Here is a 20,349-nt window from a genome sequence, read left to right as displayed (position 1 = left end):
AAGTTGTACCTGGTACATATCGTGTGAAATGTACCAGGTACAATCTGGACCAAAGGTGCCAGGCACTACTCCACTCCAATCCCAAAAAAACTCCTCCCCATCGAAATGGAGAGGAGTTTTCATACCTAGGTTGACGCTTCATCCTGCTGTTGCTCTTGAAATAAGAATCGGTAGTCCATCGGGTTTTGGATCAAATCGACCAGGGTGTATTCGTCAAGGACAGAGAGATAGGCGTTTAACGCTTTGCCGAGGACATGCTTTAATCCGCAGACGGGAGTGATGACGCAGTTATTATTTTTGGCGTCAAAGCATTCGACAAGGTGGAAGTCTTCTTCTGTGGTCCGGACGAGTTTTCCGATATTTATATCTTCTGGGGCTTGTGCCAGTTTGATACCGCCGTTTCTGCCGCGGATCGTTTCAATCAGACCTTTTTTCCCCAGTTCATACGTTACTTTCATCAGGTGATTCTTTGAGATGCTGTAGGCATCAGCGATTTCTTTTATATTAGAGAGCTCCTCTTTTGGTTTTGATGCCAGAAAGATTAGGACTCTCAGTGAGTAGTCAGTGTATAAAGTTAGTCTCATTTATCTCACCTTTCCGATCCGTTACGTTTATTATACAGAAGGAAGCCTGTTTGTGTCTAAATGTGGCTGTTTTGTTAAAGATGTATTTGGAATATTGCTTTGTGTTAAAAAGAGGAGTACGCTAAAGATGTATTTAAAATATATCTTTAGAGGTGACCAAAATGCTATCTCAAAAAACCATTGAAATCGTGAAGTCAACTGCACCTGTGTTAGAAGTCAAAGGAACGGAAATTACGTCTACTTTTTATAAAAATTTATTTACTAATCATCCAGAACTACTAAATATCTTCAATCATGCGAATCAAAAAAAGGGAAGACAGCAAACCGCATTAGCCAATACGGTGTATGCAGCTGCACAGAATATTGATAAGCTCGAGATGATCCTGCCGGTTGTAAAGCAAATCGCTCATAAGCATAGAAGTTTAGGAGTTAAGCCGGAGCATTATCCGATCGTTGGGGAGCATTTACTTCAAGCAATCAAACAAGTACTTGGTGATGCAGCGACAGATGAGATCATTGAAGCGTGGGGAGAAGCATACGGTGTCATCGCCGGAGTATTTATTGATGTAGAAGAAGAGATGTACAAAGAAACGGAGAACAAAGACGCTGGATACAGAGACTTTAAACCGTTTATCGTCGCGAAAAAGGTAGCCGAAAGTGATTGTGTAACCTCTTTCTATCTTCAACCAAAAGAAGGAGGAAGTGTCCCAACCTACATGCCGGGTCAATATATTTCTGTACGAGTGACTATCTCTGGTGAAGAGTTCACCCATATTCGTCAGTACAGTTTATCTAGTGCGCCTATGGAGAATTTCTTTAGAATTTCTGTTAAAAGAGAAGCAGAATTTGATCCTAAAGGAAAGGTGTCTAATTTCTTACATGACAAAGTAGCCGTAGGAAGTGAAATTGAAGTCAGTGCTCCTGCCGGCGATTTCTATTTAGCGGATGGCGACTCACCTGTTGCTTTTATAAGCGGAGGTGTCGGAATCACGCCTATGATGAGTATGCTTGAAACGGTCGCGCGAACAAAGCCGGAACGCCCAACTGCCTTTATTCATGGAAGTAAACATGAAGGGGTACATGCCTTTAGAAAAGATGTCGACGGTTTAATCGAAGAGTTAATGAATGGGGAAGCGTGCTATGTTTACGAAAATCCCCGTGACGAATCTCAAGGCCACTTTAAAGGATATGTGACCAAAGAAATCCTTTCTCAATATGTGGATGAAGAAACGGAATGCTATGTATGCGGCCCGGTACCATTTATGAAAGCTGTCATCACAACGTTAAAAGAGATGGGAGTTCCTGAATCTAACATTCACTTCGAGTTCTTTGGACCAGCGATGGATTTATCGAAGAAGGAAAGTGTGAGTGTGTAAAAAGCAGTTCGGGAATTGGATTTGAAAATAAAATGGGAAAGTTGAAAATAAGTGGGCCGAAATTGAAAATAAAATCGAAAAGTTGAAAATAAAAGTGATGAAATTGAAAATAAAACTAAGTTTTCGTCCCTTTCACATCTTGATTTGCCCCGATTTCAGCCAATCATACAGAAAAACGCCAGGAAATCCTGGCGTTTTTTCGTATTTATAAACGATGCTCGTCATTATCCACTCGATTTTTAAACGCTTCCTGGGTCACAATCAGTTCTTCATCCCCGGCTGGGTCTTCTGAGTGTTTTCCCTCTGGTGTACTATTCTGAGGGAAGTTTCCTGGATGTCCCTTTTTCTTTGATTCGAACGATTTTCCACGTGCCATGTCAGCCACTCCTTTTCATCCGTGATACAGGTAGTTTTTCCAGCTCATACGAAAATATGTGAAGAGGAATTGTCAGAAAATAGACGTATCTTACGCATACAAACCTGGAGTCTAATGGATATACTAATGGTAACAAGTGGGTAGTAATCGATACGTCAAAGGCCAGCCGCGTCCACTTTAGTTTAAAGCAGGAGGGGTTATGAATGGATTTTTCGATGATCATGTCCGAGCAACGAATTAAGAAGGCATATGATGATGGCGACTTTAAAGATCTGCCAGGCTTTGGTAAACCGCTTAATTTAGATGATGATTTAGGAGTGCCCCAGGAGTTGAAGATGGCCCATCGGATGATGAAGAATGCAGGCTATACAACGGATGAAATGAATGTGAAAAAAGAAATGATGCGCATTGAGGATTTGTTACGGGTATGTGATGATGACTTGGAGAAGCAGGAGCTCAAGAAAAGCCTGAGTGAAAACATGCTCAAATACAACGCGATGCTTTCAAAGAAAAGAATCAAAACGAATGGTTCTTTATTTAAAAACTATGAGCATAAAATAGAAAACAAGCTCCTGAAATAATGAAAACACCACTTTCGACAAGGAAAGTGGTGTTTCTTTATCTCTTCTCGGGTTCATCTTTAAATAAGAAGAATGAGATCACTCCGGATAAGAGTGCCGCTCCAATGATGATCATGGTTTTGGCTTCGGAAGGAATTTCTGAGTATCCTTTACCGAGCATCCAATTTGCTACCACGGCTACGATAAACATGATGGGAATCATCATGACGATTCTTCGTTTCAAGGTGCCACATCCTTTAGTACTCTAATGATGCTTTTAGTTTATCATATTTTAGACCTCGACACTGCGTTGAATTCGTTCTGCACTTGTGGCGGTGTCTTGAACATATTGAGCAATCATACGGTTATCACCATGAAGGGTTTCAATGGTAGCGCTGATTTCCTCAAGTCCTGCAGAGGTTTGTTGAATGACAGCTGCAAGCTCTTTTGTCGATAGCTCAGCTTCTTCGGTTTGGCCTCTTACTTCTGATGCCGTAGAGGTTAACGTCTTGAACTCGTTTGATAGTGAAGCAAGCTTTTGACGCAGTGTCGTGAAATAATCTGTTACCTCACCGGTTGCTCCGACATTTTCATCCAGCTTTTCTGAGCTGAGGTTCATGATTTCGACTGCAGAAGAGTTCACTGAGTTAACGGAAGCTAGATTGTCGTTAATACGGGTGGCTGTGTTTCGTGTTATCTCTGCCAGCTTCCGAATTTCATCGGCTACAATACTGAATCCCCGCCCGGCTTCTCCTGCTCTCGCCGCTTCAATGGACGCATTTAAAGCGAGCAAATTGGTTTGATTCGTAATGTCTTGAATGCTTCCAATGAACGTATTCGTTTCTTCAATTTTGCTTGTTAATTCGCTGAACGTTTGACGAAGGCCTTCAATGATATTCTTCAACTCAATCATGTTTTCCTGCAAGTAAGTGACACGCTCACTGCCTGAAACAGCAATGGAATTCGCTTGAGTAGAATGAACAGTGAGATTGTTTGAAAGCTTGGAAACCTCCTCCATTTTACTCATCGTCGTTTCGGAAACGGCAGCAATGTTGTTAATCTGATCACTTTGCGTGACACTTCCTGCAGATATTTCATTCACGGCCGTTCTCATTTCATCATGAGAGACGAGGTGAGTTTGAATCTGCTCGTTTACTTGATGAATGCTTGTAGAGATGGTTGATAATTCTTTTTGTAGAAAGTTTCGTTGTTCTTCTTTTTTCATGCTTTCGCTTTCTGTCATTTTGATAAATTCCTGAAGCTGCTTGAATTGATTGCGGTTCAAGTGAATCACCACTCCAAGGACCGTCCCCAATAGTACATAAACAAGCAAAGCCGGAATAAATAATTTCGTGAAAATCGGGTCGTTTGCAGGCGCAAGAGTTCCATTTAAGATGAACAAGGCAAGTCCGGACCCATAACCGATTCCAAAGATCACTGGATTAAAATGAATCGCACTGATAACGGCCAAAAATAATAAGATTACTAATTCGTTAGGATTAGATCCTTCTAAAAATAGCCAGATTCCGATGATGATGTAAACAGTAGGAATGCTGAAATAAACAAAGGAATGTGGCTTTTTCAACGTTAATTGCAACACAATGAAGTATGCCGCCAGAAAGATAATCTGAGAAGCGAAAACCGTTACGGTAATGATTCCTGACTCATTTATGATGGAATACGTCAGGGCTGCGACCAGGCTGATGGAATATGTGATCAGGAGCAGCAGATTTTTCCTTTTACTATCGATTTCTTTCAATTGCTTTGGGGTCATGACGGTTCTCTCCTTTAATATAAATACCTATATATTACATATATCGACATGAACAGGTTGTGCTTCATAACGTTTTACGGTAATTAATGAGAAAATTTCGAACGCTTTTGCCTCTCAATAATTAGAAGTTCCATCCGATATTAGTAGTAGACTACGATGAGTAAGGTGGAGCGATCGATGGATAAGACGTCTTTGATAGGAGTCATTTTAGGAGTGATAGCGGTTGGAGTGGGGATGGTTTTCAAAGGAGTAAGCCCTGTTGCTTTGCTTAACCCTGCAGCCATTTTGATTATTTTACTTGGAACAGTGGCAGCAGTGACCATTGCCTTTCCAACCCATGAAATTAAAAAAGTACCGAAGCTATTCGGCATACTGTTTAAAGAACAAAAATTGCAGGACCCGAAACAAACGATTCAATTTTTCTCCCAATTAGCAGATCTTGCCCGAAAAGAAGGACTTCTTGCACTCGAAGCCAAAACCCATGAAATCGAGGATCCTTTTTTGAGGGACGGACTTTCATTAGCGGTGGATGGACAAAGTGCCGATTATATAAGGGATGTGCTGCATGAAGAAATTGATGCGATGGAAGAGAGACATAGTGCAGGAGCGCTCATCTTTACTCAAGCGGGGACCTATGCACCGACCCTCGGAGTACTTGGAGCAGTGATTGGGCTTATTGCGGCTCTCAGTCACATGGACAATACGGATGAACTAGGCTATGCCATATCAGCGGCCTTCGTTGCTACGCTTCTCGGTATTTTCACTGGGTACGTTCTTTGGCACCCATTTGCCAACAAGCTGAAGCGCAAGTCAAAACGTGAAGTGCAGATGAAAATGATGATGGTAGAAGGGATTCTATCGATCATCGAGGGAGAATCGCCACGAGTGATTGAACAGAAGCTGGCATCCTATTTACCGGCAAGTGAACGATTATTGTTGTTAAAGGGGGATGAGGATGAGGCGGCGTAAGAAGAAACATGACGACGAGCATATGGATGAGTCCTGGCTGATACCTTACGCGGATTTGCTAACTCTGTTACTGGCTCTGTTTATCGTCCTTTATGCGTCAAGTTCGGTGGACGCTCAAAAATTCAGGGAACTTTCCCAGGTGTTTAGTGAAATCTTCACGGGAGGAACGGGAATGATGGAATATCCCAGTCCCGTAGCTCCTCAGAAGTCGAGCGATCAGGAAAGCAAACAGGCAGCCTCTTCTGGGGATGATGAGGAAAAAGAGAAGGAAATAACGATAGAAGACCTGGAAAAGCAAGCTTTCCTTAAGGATCAGGAAGAGTTAAGAGGAATTCAGGAAAAAATCAATCAGTATATCAAAACGAATAATTTAGAAGCTCAATTTGTCACGAAGCTTACCGATGAAGGATTGCTTCTCACGATCCGGGACAATGTATTATTCGATTCAGGATCAGCCATAGTCCAAGGGAGTGACCTGAGTGTTGCCGGGGAATTATCTGCACTACTCGAAATGAATCCGCCACGGAACATAATCATTAGCGGTCACACGGACAACGTCCCGATCAGTAATGCTGAATATGACTCCAACTGGGAGCTCAGCGTCATGCGTGCGGTCAATTTCATGAAAATTATTTTGAACAATCCAAAGCTTGAACCTCAGTGGTTCAGTGCAAAAGGATTCGGAGAATTTGAACCGATTGCCGACAACACTACACCAGAAGGTCGGGGACAAAATCGCCGGGTGGAAGTGTTGATTCTGCCCAGGGTACCAGAATAAGAAACAGGATCTGCAGTCAGAAGTTGGCTGCAGATTTTTCGTTGGGCAGAAGTTGCCGTATTTCCAGGGAAATGAACGGGTTTTGTCGAATGGTCTTTGATGGGTGATGCTATGGATGGGGGAAACTGGAGTGAGGAGGGCAATCGGCGGAATTTGTCGTATTCCGGAGAACGGTCAAAATAATGAAAGATTGGTTGATAAATGACAATACGATTGATAAATCTCAGATACGGTTGATAAATCCCAAAACACCCGATATCCCAAAGTGTTACACAAACCCCGTCCCAAAACCCATTCAAATAGGCTTTCACCAAATAAATTATCCTCATCCATCCTCATTTTCAAACAGAATGTTTCACACCACCCAATTTAGGGAAAAGTTTGAAAAAGCATTTAGAAGTAGTGGCTAATTTTTCAGGAACAGGGGTCTCAAATATGAGAAAGAAAGGTATTATACATACTTTTGCACGATCATTTACGTCTGCCCCATCCAACAATTCCAAACCTTAGCCACTGCCTCTACTAAAAGGAGGAGCACGATTGGATACGTTTTTTGACATCATAGGTAAAGTTTCGGCATGGTTATGGGGGCCTCCGTTAATCATTGTCCTGGGTGCAACGGGTTTGTACTTAACATTTTTATTGAAATTTATACAGTTTCGCTATCCTCTCTACATATTTAAGCAAACGATAGGGAGCGTCTTTAAGAAGCCAAAAGGCGAAGGAACGGTGACGCCGTTGCAGGCCTTGACGTCGGCTCTATCGTCCACCATCGGGGCAGCGAATATTGTCGGTGTACCGGCAGCGATCATGTTTGGTGGACCAGGGGCAATCTTCTGGATGTGGGTGATTGCCTTAATTGGAATGGCCCTTAAGTTTTCCGAGAGTGTACTTGCGGTTCGCTATCGTGAGAAGAACGAGAAGGGAGAATATGTTGGTGGTCCCATGTACTACATGACGAAAGGATTAAATATGAAATGGCTCGGTGTATGGTTTGCTTTTGCCCTTATGATCGAGCTGATTCCGAGTGTGATGGTGCAAGGGAATGCTGTGGCATCAACGGTAGAAGAAACATTTAATGTAGATGGACTTATCACGGGCATTGTCGTTGCCCTCATCGTTGTATTAATCGTATTTGGTGGCATAAAGCGTATTGGTAAAGTGACGGAAATCTTTGTACCGTTCATGGCTCTGATCTATGTAGGAAGCGCATTGGTCATTCTATTTATGAATATTGATGCAGTGCCGGAATTCTTCAGTCTGATTCTGTCGAACGCATTTCAACCCATGTCTGCAATGGGTGGGTTCGCAGGGGTAGCAGTGGCTGAGACGATCCGTTGGGGATTTGCTCGTGGGTTATATTCCAATGAGGCCGGACTAGGAACGGCACCGATTGCCCATGCGGCGGCACAAACCGACCATCCCGTTCGACAGGGACTTTGGGCGATTGTTGGAATCGTGATTGATACCATCATTGTATGTACAGCAACGGCGTTCGTCGTGTTATCTTCAGGGGTCTGGACTGCTGAGAATGCATTGGATGATCCTTCAGCACTAACAACAGAGGCATTCACAAGTTATTTCGGGGAATTTGGTGGAATCCTCGTTACGATTTCATTGATTTTCTTCGTTCTATCGACGATTATCGTCATCGTCTTTTACGGAGCAAAGCAAGCAGAATTCCTATTCGGGTGGAAAGCGGCCCAAGGAATCAAGATTGTATATACGGTGGCGATTGTGCTTGGTTCAGTTGGAGCAGCAAAAGTCATTTGGCAATTCCTTGACTTGGCACTCGCAGCGATCTTAATTCCGAATATCATTGCGGTTCTTCTCTTAAGTAAAGAAGTGAAGAGACTTACACATGAATTCTTTACGTCAGATGAGTATTACTTGAAAGACACTGGCAAGGTAAAAGAAAAGAAAATATCATAGTCCAAAAGGCTTGTTTTCTCGAGAGGGGAAGCAGGTCTTTTTTTTATTGAATTTTGGCTGCACTGCGTATTTCAGCCAGCTTTTCATCTGTGGATGATTATGGAATTAGTGATAATCATTTTCAATTAGTTATTGACACTGCTTGAAATCTTATTGTAATATAGGGTTGTATTAAATGATAATGATTTTCAGTATCAATCATATTCAGTAAATATTAATGAAAGTTTTGGGGATAGTCATGAAACAACGTTACCTTTTTATTGCGCTCATCTTGCTATCACTCCTGTCTTTATTTGTGGGAGTGAGCCATATTACACCTATGGATTTACTTCAATTTCAATCCGAAGAGACACAGATTTTTCTCATTAGTCGATTTCCCCGATTACTGGCGATCTTACTTGCTGGTGCGGGAATGAGCATTGCAGGGTTGATTATGCAAAGCTTGAGTCGAAATAAGTTCGTATCCCCTACCACAGTGGGGACCATTGATGCTGCCCGGCTGGGAATTCTTGTTTCTATGATTGTGTTTGTGAACGCCTCTTTACTTGAGAAGATGGTGGTTGCTTTTGCATTTGCGTTAGCCGGCACGCTGCTTTTTATGCAAATACTCGATCGGATCAAGTTCAAGGATGCTGTCTTTATTCCCCTCGTCGGGTTGATGCTTGGGAATGTGTTATCTTCGGTGACGACGTTTTTTGCCTACAAGGCAAATGTGATTCAAAATATGGCGGCATGGCTTCAGGGTGATTTTTCATTAATCATGAAAGGTCGATATGAACTTTTGTACATAAGCATTCCCATTATGATCATGGCTTACCTTTATGCGAATCGATTTACTGTCGCCGGGATGGGGGAGGACTTCTCCAAGAACCTTGGTATTTCTTATCGCAGAATAGTGAATATCGGTCTCGTTCTGGTTGCGCTCATTACGGTGACAGTCGTATTGACCGTCGGGATGATTCCATTTCTGGGGTTAATCATACCCAATATCGTTTCCATCTTTAAGGGAGATCACTTACAGAAGACATTGCCTCATACGGCCTTACTTGGAGCGATATTCCTTCTTATATGTGATATTTTAGGCAGGGTTATCATCTACCCGTATGAAATTTCGATTAGTTTAATGGTTGGGGTCATCGGCAGTGCCATCTTCTTATACTTGCTGGTAAGGAGGAAGGCATATGCGTAATCGGTGGAAAATGCTTATTTTACTAGTCGTTGCCCTGTTGCTTTGTGGGATATATTTATTTTACGAGCTAAATGGAAGCTATGATTATGCGCTGCCTCGACGGGGAATGAAGGTGCTTGCCATGGTCATTACGGGAGTCGCAATCGCTTATTCAACGGTCGTGTTTCAAACGATCACACATAATCGCATCTTAACACCAAGTATTATGGGGCTTGATTCTCTTTATCTCCTTCTTCAAACCGTGATTATTTTCTTCCTGGGATCGGATCACATTCTTGTCATAAACAAGAATATTAACTTTTTGATATCGGTTACAGCCATGATTGTATTTGCTCTTATCCTGTATCAATTATTATTCCGTCATAGTAATCAACCAATCTATTTTTTATTGTTAATCGGAATCATCGTTGGTACATTCTTTGGAAGCATCACCACATTCCTGCAAGTGTTGATTGATCCCAATGAATTTTTAATGGTTCAAGATAAGATGTTTGCGAGTTTCAATAACATTAATGCTGATCTGGTTTGGCTTGCCCTTATCGTTGTCACCATCGTGATGATGATTGGCTGGAGATGGATTCATTACTTGGATGTCATGTCATTGGGAAGGGAGATGTCCATTAATCTTGGCGTCCCTTACGATCGAATGGTGCGGCAAATGCTTGTGATCTCATCCGTACTCATAGCCGTTTCAACCGCTCTGGTCGGCCCTATCACCTTTTTCGGTTTGATCGTGGCGAATTTAGCTTATCAATTCTTTCGTACCTACAAACATAGCATTTTCATTACCGGGGCGGGCTTGATGAGTGTCATTGCCCTCGTTGGCGGACAGTGGGGGGTAGAACGGATCTTCACGTTTTCCACGACTCTAAGTGTGATTGTGAACTTCATCGGAGGAATGTACTTTATATATCTTTTGTTAAAGGAGAGTAAAGCCAAATGATACACATTCGAGGGCTGTCCAAGTCTTACGGGAAAAAGCTGGTGGTTGAGGATGTGACCGTCACGATTCAGCCTGGTCAAATCACTTCGTTCATTGGACCGAATGGTGCCGGGAAGTCGACCCTTTTATCAATGGTAAGCCGTCTGCTCGATTCAGATAGTGGTGAAATCATACTCGATCAGGCCGATCTTAAGAAAATGAATTCAGATGATCTTGCCAAAAGAGTAGCGATTCTAAAGCAATCGAACTTTCTTAACGTCCGTTTGACGGTGAGAGAACTGGTATCCTTTGGACGATTTCCTTATTCGAAAGGCCGATTAAAGGAAGAAGATGAGAGGGCAGTTAACCAGGCGCTTGACTATATGAATCTGGTGGACTTAGAGGGGAATTACCTAGAAGAATTATCCGGGGGGCAAAGACAGCGTGCTTTCATTGCCATGGTCATCGCCCAAGATACCGATTATATTCTTCTGGATGAACCCCTGAATAACCTGGACATGAAGCACTCCGTCCAGATCATGAAAATCCTGCGCAGATTAGTGGATGACCTGGGAAAGACGGTCGTCATCGTCCTGCATGACATCAATTTTGCCTCAGTTTATTCAGACCGAATCGTGGCGATGAAAAACGGAAAGGTCATAAGAGAAGGTTCAACAGATACCATCATACAAACCCAAACATTAAAGGAAATCTATGATATGGATATTCCTGTACAACAGATGAATGACAATCGGATTTGTGTTTATTTTAATTCATAAAAAAGAGGGGAAAAGAAAATGAAAAAATGGTCATTTATAATAATATTGCTTACTGTCTTACTAGTATTGGCAGCGTGCGGTTCTAAGGAAGAATCAACGACAGAAACGAAGAATTCAGGTGGAAATGAAGAATCGAAAGAAATCACAGTAAAGCATGAACTTGGCGAAACGAAGGTTAAGCAAAATCCTGAAAAGGTCGTCGTGTTTGATTTTGGTGTCCTTGATACGTTAGATGAGCTTGAAGTGGAAGTAGCGGGTGTACCGCAAGCAACGATCCCGCCATACCTTGAAAAGTACAGCAGTTCTGACTATACGAACGTAGGAAGTTTGAAAGAGGCGGATTTTGAAGCGATCAGCTCGATGAAACCGGATGTGATTTTCATCTCTGCCCGCCAATCGGAAATGTATGAAGAATTCACGAAGATCGCTCCGACCGTGTATGTTCAAACGGATTACACAAATTACATGGAATCGTTCACAAACAACATGGAAACTATTGCAGAAATCTTTGATAAAGAAGATGAAATGAAGAAGGAATTAGAGGCTGTTCAAGCTCAAGTCGACGGCATTAAAGAGAAGACCGGAAGCCTTGATAGTAAAGCGTTGATCTTGATGGGGAATGAAGGAGAAGTAAGTGCATACGGACCGGGATCACGTTTCGGAATTCTCCACGATGTGTTTGGATTTAAACCTTCTGATGAAAACATAGAAGAATCCACTCATGGGCAAAATGTGACGTTTGAATATGTATTGGAACAAAATCCTGATGTTCTGTTTGTGATCGACCGTGATGCTGCCTTTGATGCAAACGCAAGCGTCAAAGATTCAATTGAAAACGAACTTGTACAAAAAACGAACGCCTACAAAAATGAAAAAATCGTTTATCTGAATGGCGGCCCATGGTACCTTTCAGGAGGCGGACTTCAATCGATGAAGCAAATGGTTGAAGATGCGAAGGCAGGTTTATAATATGTTTTATCAAATAAAGAGATTGGTAGTGAAAGAAGGAACATCATCAAAAGTGGTTGAAAGGTTTTCTGGTGAGGGATTAATTGACAGGCAGCCAGGGTTTATCGACTTAAAGGTCCTCGTTAAAAAAGTCCGCCGTGGCGACGAAGAAGTCCTTGTCATGATTCAATGGGAATCGGAAGCCGATTGGAAAAATTGGGAGAAGAGCCCTGAGCATATTGCAGGTCATAAAGCGAGTGCAGGCAAACCTAAACCCGACCATATTCTTGAGTCCGGTCAGGATGTGTATGAGGTAAAAGCAAATAAATAAAGGTTCTTTTCTAAAGATTGTTGTTTTGAAAGAGGTTTAGTATAAGGGAATATATACTAGTAAGTTGATTCTCGCTGCAGGTGCGAGACTCCTGCGGGAATAGCGGGACAGGTGAGACCCCACAGGAGTAGAGCGACGAGGATGCTCACCGCCCGCCCCGCGGAAAGCGAGCATCCTGTAGCGGAAATCAACCATTACTCGCTTAGCAACAATGGTACGAATACACCCTAAATAAGAGAAAAAAGTGTCCCGCCATATTAGACGGGACACTTTTTCTTTTATTTACTATCTTGTCTAAATTCAAACAAAAGTTTAGAATATTAACAAAAGTTACTTTTCTTTATAGGGGTGGGAGCTTGTGAACGAAAAAGAAAAGCTTTTGTTGACGTATATTGAGGAAAATCCATTTATGACTCAACAGGAATTGTCCGAGCGAAGTGGGATGTCACGATCAGCGGTAGCGGGGCATATTTCGAATCTGGTGAAGCAGGGGAAAATCGTGGGGCGTGCGTATGTTCTTCCAAAGAAAAACGGGATCACGTGCATAGGGGGAGCCAATATCGACCGGAAGCTTCAGTTGGACGGGAAATTGATTGCAGAAACCTCTAATCCTGCGAAAACAGAGCAATCCAGTGGTGGCGTGGCACGCAATATAGCCGAGAACTTAGGACGGTTAGGAAAACAGGCTAATTTGATAACGGTGGTAGGAGAAGATACGGAAGGAAGCAGGCTTTTATCTCAAACGAAATCGTTTGCCGATGTATCTGCATCCCAACGACTTCTAAATGAAAGCACCGGGGCTTACTCCGCCATACTGGACGAAGAAGGGGAAATGCTGTTTGCCTTGGCTGATATGAACATTTATGAAAGCGTTGACATTGGTTTTGTTGATAAGAGATGGGGGTTGATTTCTTCATCGGAAATGGTGCTGCTCGACACGAATTTTCCAGAGGATGTGCTTAAATACATCATCCGCAGGTGTCAAACGGAAGGAGTGCCTCTTACGATCATCCCGGTTTCTGAACCGAAAGTGTTGAAGCTGCCTACATCATTGGAAGGGGTATCCTGGTTCATATGTAACAAAGGGGAAGCGGAAACGTATGTAGGAATGACGATTGAGACAGAGGATGACTATTTTAAAGCGGCCAAAGCCATCACTAAAAGAGGGGCGGAAAGGGTCGTGATTACCCGGGGAGATCAGGGGTTAATCTACTACACTACTTATAAAGAGGCGAGAGCGGTTTTACCTCCCAAGGTTGAAGTCGCTGACGTGACCGGTGCAGGAGACGCCCTTGTCGCGGGAATATTATTTGGATATTTAAAAGGATCCGATACAGACGGAGCTTGCCGGATTGGAGTGATCTGCTCGTCCATTACGCTGCAATCCAAATTTACGGTGGCACCTACACTGAACAAGACCAATCTTCAACAAGAGTTTAGTCATTACTATTGAGAAGGGGGAAATGTACATGAATATCAACTCATATATTGAATACTCGCAGGAAGTATCAGAAGCCAGAAAGACAGGAAAGGCGATTGTGGCATTGGAATCAACGATTATTTCTCACGGAATGCCTTATCCACAAAATGTGAAAACCGCCCGTGATGTAGAGGATATCATTCGTTCAAAGGGGGCAGTTCCCGCAACGATTGCCATTTTGAACGGGAAAATCAAGATTGGATTGTCCCATGAAGAGCTTGAATATTTAGGGCAGGCAACAGACGTAATCAAGGCAAGTCGCCGCGACATTCCTTATATCCTTGCTTCTAAAAAGGACGGAGCGACTACCGTTGCTGCTACCATGATCTGCGCCGAGCTTGCTGATATTTCGGTTTTCGTGACAGGAGGCATTGGCGGTGTTCACAGAAATGCAGAGGTGACGATGGATGTTTCGGCGGACCTTGAAGAGCTTGCCGTGACGAATGTGGCCGTTGTCTGCGCAGGGGCAAAATCCATTCTGGATATAGGGTTGACAATGGAATACCTTGAAACAAAAGGAGTGCCTGTTTTAGGATACGGAACAGGGTCCTTACCTGCCTTTTACACACGAAGTAGTCCTTTTTCAGTGAACTATAAAGTAGAGACCCCCGAAGAGACGGCTGATATTTTAAAAGCGAAATGGGATATTGGACTAAAGGGGGGCGTGGTGGTCGCTAACCCGATCCCTGCCCAGGATGCACTGGATGAAAACGAGATGAATAGTATCATAGAAAGAGCGTTAAACGAAGCGGAAGAACAAGGGATTGCCGGAAAGGAAGCAACGCCATTCCTACTGGGGAAAGTAAAGGAATTAACAGACGGAAAGAGCCTTACAGCGAATATCGCCCTCGTGAAGAATAATGCTCATGTAGGAGCGGAAATTGCGGTTCATTACAGCAGGCTAGCTAAGGTAGAAAGCTTCTAATCTATGTAAAAATAGTGAAACCTGGGCAGATTTTCAAGTCCAGGTTTTTTTATATGAAATATATTGGCCATTTATATGTAAGAAGAGGTAGGGTAAAATGGTGGTAAATAAAGTTACAAAAAAGGAAGGTAATATGGCTGATATGCAACCCTATCATGCATTTAGTGTTTATTCGATTCCAGTCCCGGCTGCAATAATAGATGTGAAAGGCAAATCATTTATAGAAGAGAATGAAGAATGGAAAGGATTGACCTTGCAAGAAGATAATCTACTTCAAAAAATTTTAGAAGAAAAGAGTTGTTCGATTCGCTTAAATCATTATACCTACATAGTTAAGCGAAAACAGATAGATGAGCAAAAAGAATTAGTGATGATTGTTCCAAAGGCATGTGGAGAGAAGCATGTTTCCCATGACTATTCGAATAATTCCCGCTCGGCCATATACGAGTCTCTTATTTATAACACACCGACTTGTGTTTGTATCCTTGATAAAAAAGGGAAGGTCGTGGAAATGAATCAGTCCTTTCAGGAGCTGTTTCATATACCGGATACCGTTCTTGGTGAGTCCCTGCGCAATCAAACACCCCTTCAGAATCAATCCTTTATCAATCTAGTGATGAACGGATTAAGGGGAGTGAATACAACAGGGGAAGAAGTAACCTTCAGAATGGACAATCAACGGAAGATTACATGCAATATTACAATCTCCCCGGCAAATTACAAAAGTGACGGAACTGTAGACAGTGTCGGAATCATCCTTCATGACATTACAGAGAAGAAAAACTATGAGAACGAACTGGTTTCATTGAAAGCGGAACTTGAGAACACGCTTCGGCTCCAAAAGACGATCACCTATAAAATCAACAAGAAAGACAATGAATTTGTGATCGAGATGGCGGCAGGAGAGCTATTGAAAAAATTAAATCTGACTCCTTCAAAGGTGATTGGAAAAACCATTGAAGAAGTGTTCGATTCCCATCACTTAGGGAAAATCCAACCTAAACTTCAACGCCTATGGGAAACAGGGGAAGAGTTGACGTATGAGGATGAATACAAGGAATTAGAATATATCGCCTCCATCGTTCCAGTGGTGCAAGATGGAAAAGTCGTGGAAATCATCTGCTCCATTTCAGATATTTCCCTGATCAAAGATATTCAGAGAAAACTGTTCGAAAGCGAGCAAAAGTATAAATCGATTGTTAAATACAGTCCTGATAATATTTATATGGTCGATACAAAAGGGATCATCCAGGAGGTAAATCCCGCTGTGAAAACGCAGTGGAATCATATATCTCCTCAAATGATTGGTAGTCACTTCAGTGAATTCATCGCGGAAGGCAGTAAGCATTCGGCCGTCAATCACTTTGAAGTCGCCCTTAAAGGAGAAGCGTCAAGGTTTGTCACCACCTTCGAGAATGGAGAAGGTGGCAAAAGCCATGTAGCGGTCACCAACATCCCGATCCGGGTTCAAAACAAGGTCATCGGAATTTATGGATTTGGACAGGACATTACAGAAAAACTGAAGATGGAAGAAGAACTAAAGGAAGCGAAAGAATTACTGGAAGCGTACTTCGAACATGCCGGAGACGGAATTGTCCTTTTAGATCCAGAGGGAAGCGTATTAAAGGTCAATCAGCAGTTTGAATCGATGTTCGGTTGGAATAAGGATGAAATTACAGGACGAAAAATTACCTTTATTCACCAAGAAGACCAGGTAGGACAATTCAAACAGAATTTAATGACCATCAAGGCCGGGAAGCGAATAAAGGATTATGAGACGGTGCGGTACCGAAAAGATGGCACGCCGATCGAAATTGCCTTTAACATGAACCCGATCTTAAATGGCGATGGAAATCTGATCGGTATTTCAGCCATCATTCGGGACTTATCCGAGAAGAAACGAAATGAAGACTTACTGAAGAAATCGGAACAATTAGCGATGATCGGACAGCTTGCAGCCGGAGTGGCCCATGAAATCAGAAATCCGTTGACGACACTGAAAGGCTTTCTTCAACTGATGAAAGAAAATGCGAAGGATGACTTTTACTTAGGGGTCATCCAGGGAGAGCTCGATCGAATCGAAATCATAACCAATGAATTTCTGGCATTGGCGAAACCAAGGGCCGTTCAATTTTCCCTGATGTCCTTAACGACCCTGCTCACAAGCTCTGTCGAATTCATTAAGATGGAATGCCTGAAGCAAGGAGTCGATGTAAGGTTCTCTGTGGAAGAAGCGGAAATTTATTGTGACTCCCATCAAATGAAACAGGTCATTTTAAACGTCATGAAAAATGCCCTGGAAGCCATGCCAAATGGGGGTCTCCTAAGTGTTCAACTTGAAAAAGAGGACGGTTATGCGAAAATCTCCATCCAGGACAACGGAAATGGAATACCGCCGGAGCGCATGAAACATTTAGGAGAACCGTTCTATAGCACGAAAGAAAAAGGAACCGGTCTCGGATTGATGATTTGCCAAAAAATCATCAAAGAGCATCACGGCTCACTATCGATTCAAAGCAATGTAACGGAAGGAACAACCGTTACGATTTTGCTGCCGATTGCAAATGAAAAATAGAAAGAACTCCACATGTGAGAGGGAACTCTTGCTGTGGAGTTTTTTTATTTTCCCAGCTATTGTCGATTTAACTAAGGGAAATCATCCGACAAAAACTGTAAATAGTGGGAGTGGTTAAAAGCTGAGATCGCTGATATTTTCCGGGAAATAGTACGTTCTACAAATTTCGTATTTCTCTTTTCATTCTTAAGAACTTGTCTACTCATGGCGATTGGATTGGAGCACATCGCCACGTTTCAACATCTTGGGAAAAGGTTAAAGAGAGAGAAAGAGGTGAAAGAAATGAAGACGAACGTCTTTATTAGTGGTGGAGGAATTGGCGGCCTGACACTCGGCTTGAAATTAGCACAGTGCAATATAGACGTAACGATTGTGGAACGGTTACCAGGTCCGAGCTCCGTATACAAGGGAGAGCTCCTCCAGCCCAAAAGCTTGGAAATATTTGATTCATTGGGGGTCATTGACTCCGTATTCGAAAACGGCCATATCATATCCGATTTGGAACTCATTGAATTGAAAAGTGAGAAATCAAAAGCGAAGAATTCCACGATGAGCTACTCGATTCTACCCAGTCGATATTCCTATTCATTAATGATCCATCATGAAACGTTAAAGGAGCTTCTACGAGAAAAAGGTCAGGAGTATCCTTCCTTTCATTATCGATCGAATACAGTTTGTAAGAAAATAGACGCTCATAAAGTGATCATCGAGGATCGCGAAACGAAAGAGGCTCAAGAGATTCTTAGTGATTTCATTATCGGGGCAGAAGGAAGAAGCTCTGTCACCCGTGACTATATGGAAGTGGATGTGAAGGAAAAAAAGTACAACCATCATTTCTTAACGGTGACATTTCCAAGGCCCAAGGAAATGGTGAAGGGACGTATCATTTCTACATATCAATCATTCTTGGGTCTATTCCCGTTACCAAACGATGAAGTACGATCCGTTTATCTCATTCCAGCGGGGGAATACAAGACTCTTCGAAAAAAACCGATTTCAGAATTTCATAAGCTCTATATTCAAATGTGCCCGGATCTGGAAGGGTATGTGAACCAAATAGAGGACTGGAAGAAAATCCAGCTGATGGTGCCCCTGAAATATCATGCGGAAACGTATGTGAAGGACCATCTTGCCCTGATTGGAGATGCGGTTCACACGGTTCACCCCATGGCAGGAGAAGGAATGAATATGGCCATACAGGATGGGAGCATTCTTGGAGAATTGTTGTGTGATATGTATTCGGCCGGTAAAGTAGATCCGGCTAATCTGGAGTGGTACCCAAAGGTGCGGAAAAGAAGGGTTGCCCATCAAATGCATCTCAGTCATTTATCGGCCCTCGTTTATTCGTATCCTTATCGCCCGGTTGGCTGGCTGCGAAATAAGAGCCTTCAGCGCATGGAGAGGGATTCGATCTCCCATTACAAGCAGATGCTGAACATATCCGGTCTCGGCATGTGGAGAGAAACCCTATACGACCGGATGGTCCAGGGGGGAGTGCTCCCAATCAGAAAGGATTCGTTGACAGAAGAAGAGAAATCAAACACTAAATTTACGGAAATCCAAGATTATCCTTGGAAAGGAAAGGAGGCACTACTATGATCGGAGAAATGGTGAAAGTATGGCGGGCAAGAACATGGATGAAAAAGAATGTGCCCTTTCTGTACAGCTGGCATGCCTATGTAGGGTATGAAATGAATCTGTTTGATAGTTTTACAAAGCCTGCCTCCATTCAGGAAGTGGCGCTTGAAAAAAACATCGAAATGGACCTCCTTGAACAGTGGGTAGAGGTCGGAATCACCATCAAGCATATGAAGCGGCTGGATGATGGGAAAGTCACAACGAGGAACCGCTGGAAGCTGCCGACATCAAAGAGGGACCCGCATTCATCAGGCATTTTGTTGAAAGAAATGATGGAGCTGCACATCCCGGCCTTGTTGTCGTATCCACAATTATTGCGTAATCAAACGAAGCAGCATTTCAACTCTGATGTACATGGTTCTACTGTAGCGAAAACGTCGATTCTGTTAGAGCGCTTTGCCTTTCCAAAGGTACAGAAGGCGATTAAAAAATACAATGTGAATTCTATATTGGATCTAGGCTGTGGTGAAGGCGGGTATGTGAAGAGAATAGGAGATCGCTATCCTGATAAGAGAATGGTAGGGATCGAGATTCATGAAGCCGTCGCAAAGGCTGCAGAAGAATCGCTTAGTGGTTTTGAAAATATTGCTATCCTTTGTAAGGACCTCCATGAATATGAGCCTGAACTGCTTTTTGACATGATCATGGCCAATAATCTCTTTCACTATATCGATCCGTCTGAGCGCCTGCAATTCTTTGAAAAAGCATCGTCGTGGCTTGAAAAAGAAGGCTTGTTCTTTGTTCTGACCCCGATGCAGAAATCAAAGCATGGTAAGCAGTTTTCCAGTGCCTTCAACAGCTTCTTTATGACCTTCCAGAACCTGTATCCGATTCCGTCGCAGAAGGAGATGGAGGCATTGGCCGGTAAAACAAATTTCAAAGTGGAGTCCGACGAACCGATCGTGAAAGAAGGCGGATGGTATGTGATGATTTTTAGGAAGAACGGATCCTTGTAGCGGGGCTTGGTTTTTTTGTTTGGGCGTGTGGAGGGTTGTGTCGATTTGTGTCGTTATATCCTTAGTCGATAATATAAGTGGCGAATAATAATTTGGTAATCCTTAAAAGACAACGGAAATTAAAAGGAGGAAAAGTAGTGACGGAAAAAAGGAATTTAACGTTGTCTAATTTTACTTATAAAGATCGTTTTGAACTAAACTCTTATCTTATTTATTTGTTCCATCAATTTTATGACGACATTCAGGATCACTAGGAA

At 42.7% G+C, this 20,349-nt stretch carries 19 protein-coding genes; 15 read left to right on the top strand and 4 right to left on the bottom strand.

Going from position 1 to position 20,349, the window contains the following annotated elements; genetic code table 11:
• Positions 1–125 precede the first annotated feature (125 nt).
• On the bottom strand, positions 126–584 hold the full coding sequence (locus AC6CIB_RS09760) for an RrF2 family transcriptional regulator (protein ID WP_498280085.1): 459 nt from the start codon (positions 582–584) through the stop codon (positions 126–128).
• A 161-nt stretch (positions 585–745) separates the two neighbouring features.
• Here AC6CIB_RS09760 and hmpA point away from each other — a divergent pair, with 161 nt between their 5' ends.
• The gene (gene hmpA / locus AC6CIB_RS09755) at positions 746–1,960 is read left to right on the top strand and encodes an NO-inducible flavohemoprotein (protein WP_498280083.1); all 1,215 of its coding nucleotides are present in this window, start codon (positions 746–748) and stop codon (positions 1,958–1,960) included.
• A gap of 205 nt (positions 1,961–2,165) precedes the next feature.
• On the opposite strand, the gene AC6CIB_RS09750 is transcribed toward hmpA, so the two are convergent.
• Positions 2,166–2,336: a hypothetical protein gene (locus AC6CIB_RS09750; protein WP_498280081.1), complete on the bottom strand. Its 171-nt coding sequence runs from the start codon at positions 2,334–2,336 to the stop codon at positions 2,166–2,168.
• A 203-nt stretch (positions 2,337–2,539) separates the two neighbouring features.
• Between AC6CIB_RS09750 and AC6CIB_RS09745 the strand changes: the two genes are divergently transcribed.
• Entirely contained in the window at positions 2,540–2,917 is a 378-nt protein-coding gene (locus AC6CIB_RS09745; RefSeq protein ID WP_498280079.1) for a DnaJ family domain-containing protein, read from the top strand.
• Positions 2,918–2,954: 37 nt separating this feature from the next.
• Here AC6CIB_RS09745 and AC6CIB_RS09740 read toward each other — a convergent pair whose 3' ends face one another.
• Both AC6CIB_RS09740 and AC6CIB_RS09735 read right to left on the bottom strand, forming a co-directional pair.
• The gene (locus AC6CIB_RS09740) at positions 2,955–3,140 is read right to left on the bottom strand and encodes a histidine kinase (protein ID WP_498280077.1); all 186 of its coding nucleotides are present in this window, start codon (positions 3,138–3,140) and stop codon (positions 2,955–2,957) included.
• Positions 3,141–3,188: 48 nt separating this feature from the next.
• Positions 3,189–4,670, bottom strand: coding sequence for a methyl-accepting chemotaxis protein (locus AC6CIB_RS09735; RefSeq protein ID WP_498280075.1), 1,482 nt, complete (start codon positions 4,668–4,670; stop codon positions 3,189–3,191).
• Between the two features lie 177 nt (positions 4,671–4,847).
• Here AC6CIB_RS09735 and motA point away from each other — a divergent pair, with 177 nt between their 5' ends.
• From motA to AC6CIB_RS09670, 13 genes are all read left to right on the top strand, one after another.
• Positions 4,848–5,639 (top strand): flagellar motor stator protein MotA, encoded by a 792-nt coding sequence (motA, locus tag AC6CIB_RS09730; RefSeq protein ID WP_498280073.1) that lies wholly within the window; start codon positions 4,848–4,850, stop codon positions 5,637–5,639.
• Entirely contained in the window at positions 5,626–6,417 is a 792-nt protein-coding gene (motB, locus tag AC6CIB_RS09725) for a flagellar motor protein MotB (RefSeq protein WP_498280071.1), read from the top strand. Before motA ends, motB begins: the two co-directional genes overlap by 14 nt.
• A 540-nt stretch (positions 6,418–6,957) precedes the next feature.
• Positions 6,958–8,349, top strand: a complete 1,392-nt coding sequence (locus tag AC6CIB_RS09720) for an alanine/glycine:cation symporter family protein (RefSeq protein ID WP_498280069.1) — start codon at positions 6,958–6,960, stop codon at positions 8,347–8,349.
• Between the two features lie 238 nt (positions 8,350–8,587).
• Positions 8,588–9,538: an ABC transporter permease gene (locus AC6CIB_RS09715; RefSeq protein ID WP_498280067.1), complete on the top strand. Its 951-nt coding sequence runs from the start codon at positions 8,588–8,590 to the stop codon at positions 9,536–9,538.
• The gene (locus AC6CIB_RS09710) at positions 9,531–10,481 is read left to right on the top strand and encodes an iron chelate uptake ABC transporter family permease subunit (RefSeq protein ID WP_498280065.1); all 951 of its coding nucleotides are present in this window, start codon (positions 9,531–9,533) and stop codon (positions 10,479–10,481) included. The genes AC6CIB_RS09715 and AC6CIB_RS09710 overlap by 8 nt, the downstream gene beginning before the upstream one ends.
• Complete coding sequence (locus AC6CIB_RS09705) at positions 10,478–11,239, top strand: iron ABC transporter ATP-binding protein (RefSeq protein WP_498280063.1); 762 nt, start codon at positions 10,478–10,480, stop codon at positions 11,237–11,239. The genes AC6CIB_RS09710 and AC6CIB_RS09705 overlap by 4 nt, the downstream gene beginning before the upstream one ends.
• Positions 11,240–11,257: 18 nt before the next feature.
• Positions 11,258–12,208, top strand: a complete 951-nt coding sequence (locus tag AC6CIB_RS09700; RefSeq protein WP_498280061.1) for a siderophore ABC transporter substrate-binding protein — start codon at positions 11,258–11,260, stop codon at positions 12,206–12,208.
• A 1-nt stretch (position 12,209) separates the two neighbouring features.
• Positions 12,210–12,518: an antibiotic biosynthesis monooxygenase family protein gene (locus tag AC6CIB_RS09695; protein ID WP_498280059.1), complete on the top strand. Its 309-nt coding sequence runs from the start codon at positions 12,210–12,212 to the stop codon at positions 12,516–12,518.
• Positions 12,519–12,876: 358 nt separating this feature from the next.
• Complete coding sequence (locus AC6CIB_RS09690) at positions 12,877–13,971, top strand: carbohydrate kinase (protein ID WP_498280057.1); 1,095 nt, start codon at positions 12,877–12,879, stop codon at positions 13,969–13,971.
• Positions 13,972–13,987: 16 nt separating this feature from the next.
• A complete protein-coding gene (locus tag AC6CIB_RS09685; protein WP_498280055.1) occupies positions 13,988–14,923 on the top strand; it encodes a pseudouridine-5'-phosphate glycosidase in 936 nt (311 codons plus the stop codon).
• A 97-nt stretch (positions 14,924–15,020) separates the two neighbouring features.
• Positions 15,021–17,498 carry a PAS domain-containing protein gene (locus AC6CIB_RS09680; RefSeq protein ID WP_498280053.1) on the top strand — a complete coding sequence of 826 codons (2,478 nt, stop codon included), beginning with the start codon at positions 15,021–15,023 and terminating at the stop codon, positions 17,496–17,498.
• 282 nt (positions 17,499–17,780) lie between these two features.
• The gene (locus AC6CIB_RS09675) at positions 17,781–19,097 is read left to right on the top strand and encodes an FAD-dependent oxidoreductase (protein ID WP_498280051.1); all 1,317 of its coding nucleotides are present in this window, start codon (positions 17,781–17,783) and stop codon (positions 19,095–19,097) included.
• Positions 19,094–20,092 (top strand): class I SAM-dependent methyltransferase, encoded by a 999-nt coding sequence (locus tag AC6CIB_RS09670; protein ID WP_498280049.1) that lies wholly within the window; start codon positions 19,094–19,096, stop codon positions 20,090–20,092. Before AC6CIB_RS09675 ends, AC6CIB_RS09670 begins: the two co-directional genes overlap by 4 nt.
• Positions 20,093–20,349 lie beyond the last annotated feature (257 nt).

The sequence above is a fragment of the Rossellomorea sp. GQ25 genome (genome assembly GCF_059758515.1).
The sequence above is the reverse complement of the archived record's forward strand: the minus strand, read 5'-3'. Positions and strand labels throughout refer to the sequence as shown.

Excerpts from the sequence above, each read along its gene's own strand:
- AC6CIB_RS09760 (WP_498280085.1), bottom strand. The coding sequence starts at position 584 with ATGAGACTAACTTTATACACTGACTACTCACTGAGAGTCCTAATCTTT.
- hmpA (WP_498280083.1), top strand. The coding sequence starts at position 746 with ATGCTATCTCAAAAAACCATTGAAATCGTGAAGTCAACTGCACCTGTG.
- AC6CIB_RS09750 (WP_498280081.1), bottom strand. The coding sequence starts at position 2,336 with ATGGCACGTGGAAAATCGTTCGAATCAAAGAAAAAGGGACATCCAGGA.
- AC6CIB_RS09745 (WP_498280079.1), top strand. The coding sequence starts at position 2,540 with ATGGATTTTTCGATGATCATGTCCGAGCAACGAATTAAGAAGGCATAT.
- AC6CIB_RS09735 (WP_498280075.1), bottom strand. The coding sequence starts at position 4,670 with ATGACCCCAAAGCAATTGAAAGAAATCGATAGTAAAAGGAAAAATCTG.
- motA (WP_498280073.1), top strand. The coding sequence starts at position 4,848 with ATGGATAAGACGTCTTTGATAGGAGTCATTTTAGGAGTGATAGCGGTT.
- motB (WP_498280071.1), top strand. The coding sequence starts at position 5,626 with ATGAGGCGGCGTAAGAAGAAACATGACGACGAGCATATGGATGAGTCC.
- AC6CIB_RS09715 (WP_498280067.1), top strand. The coding sequence starts at position 8,588 with ATGAAACAACGTTACCTTTTTATTGCGCTCATCTTGCTATCACTCCTG.
- AC6CIB_RS09710 (WP_498280065.1), top strand. The coding sequence starts at position 9,531 with ATGCGTAATCGGTGGAAAATGCTTATTTTACTAGTCGTTGCCCTGTTG.
- AC6CIB_RS09705 (WP_498280063.1), top strand. The coding sequence starts at position 10,478 with ATGATACACATTCGAGGGCTGTCCAAGTCTTACGGGAAAAAGCTGGTG.
- AC6CIB_RS09700 (WP_498280061.1), top strand. The coding sequence starts at position 11,258 with ATGAAAAAATGGTCATTTATAATAATATTGCTTACTGTCTTACTAGTA.
- AC6CIB_RS09695 (WP_498280059.1), top strand. The coding sequence starts at position 12,210 with ATGTTTTATCAAATAAAGAGATTGGTAGTGAAAGAAGGAACATCATCA.
- AC6CIB_RS09685 (WP_498280055.1), top strand. The coding sequence starts at position 13,988 with ATGAATATCAACTCATATATTGAATACTCGCAGGAAGTATCAGAAGCC.
- AC6CIB_RS09680 (WP_498280053.1), top strand. The coding sequence starts at position 15,021 with ATGGTGGTAAATAAAGTTACAAAAAAGGAAGGTAATATGGCTGATATG.
- AC6CIB_RS09675 (WP_498280051.1), top strand. The coding sequence starts at position 17,781 with ATGAAGACGAACGTCTTTATTAGTGGTGGAGGAATTGGCGGCCTGACA.
- AC6CIB_RS09670 (WP_498280049.1), top strand. The coding sequence starts at position 19,094 with ATGATCGGAGAAATGGTGAAAGTATGGCGGGCAAGAACATGGATGAAA.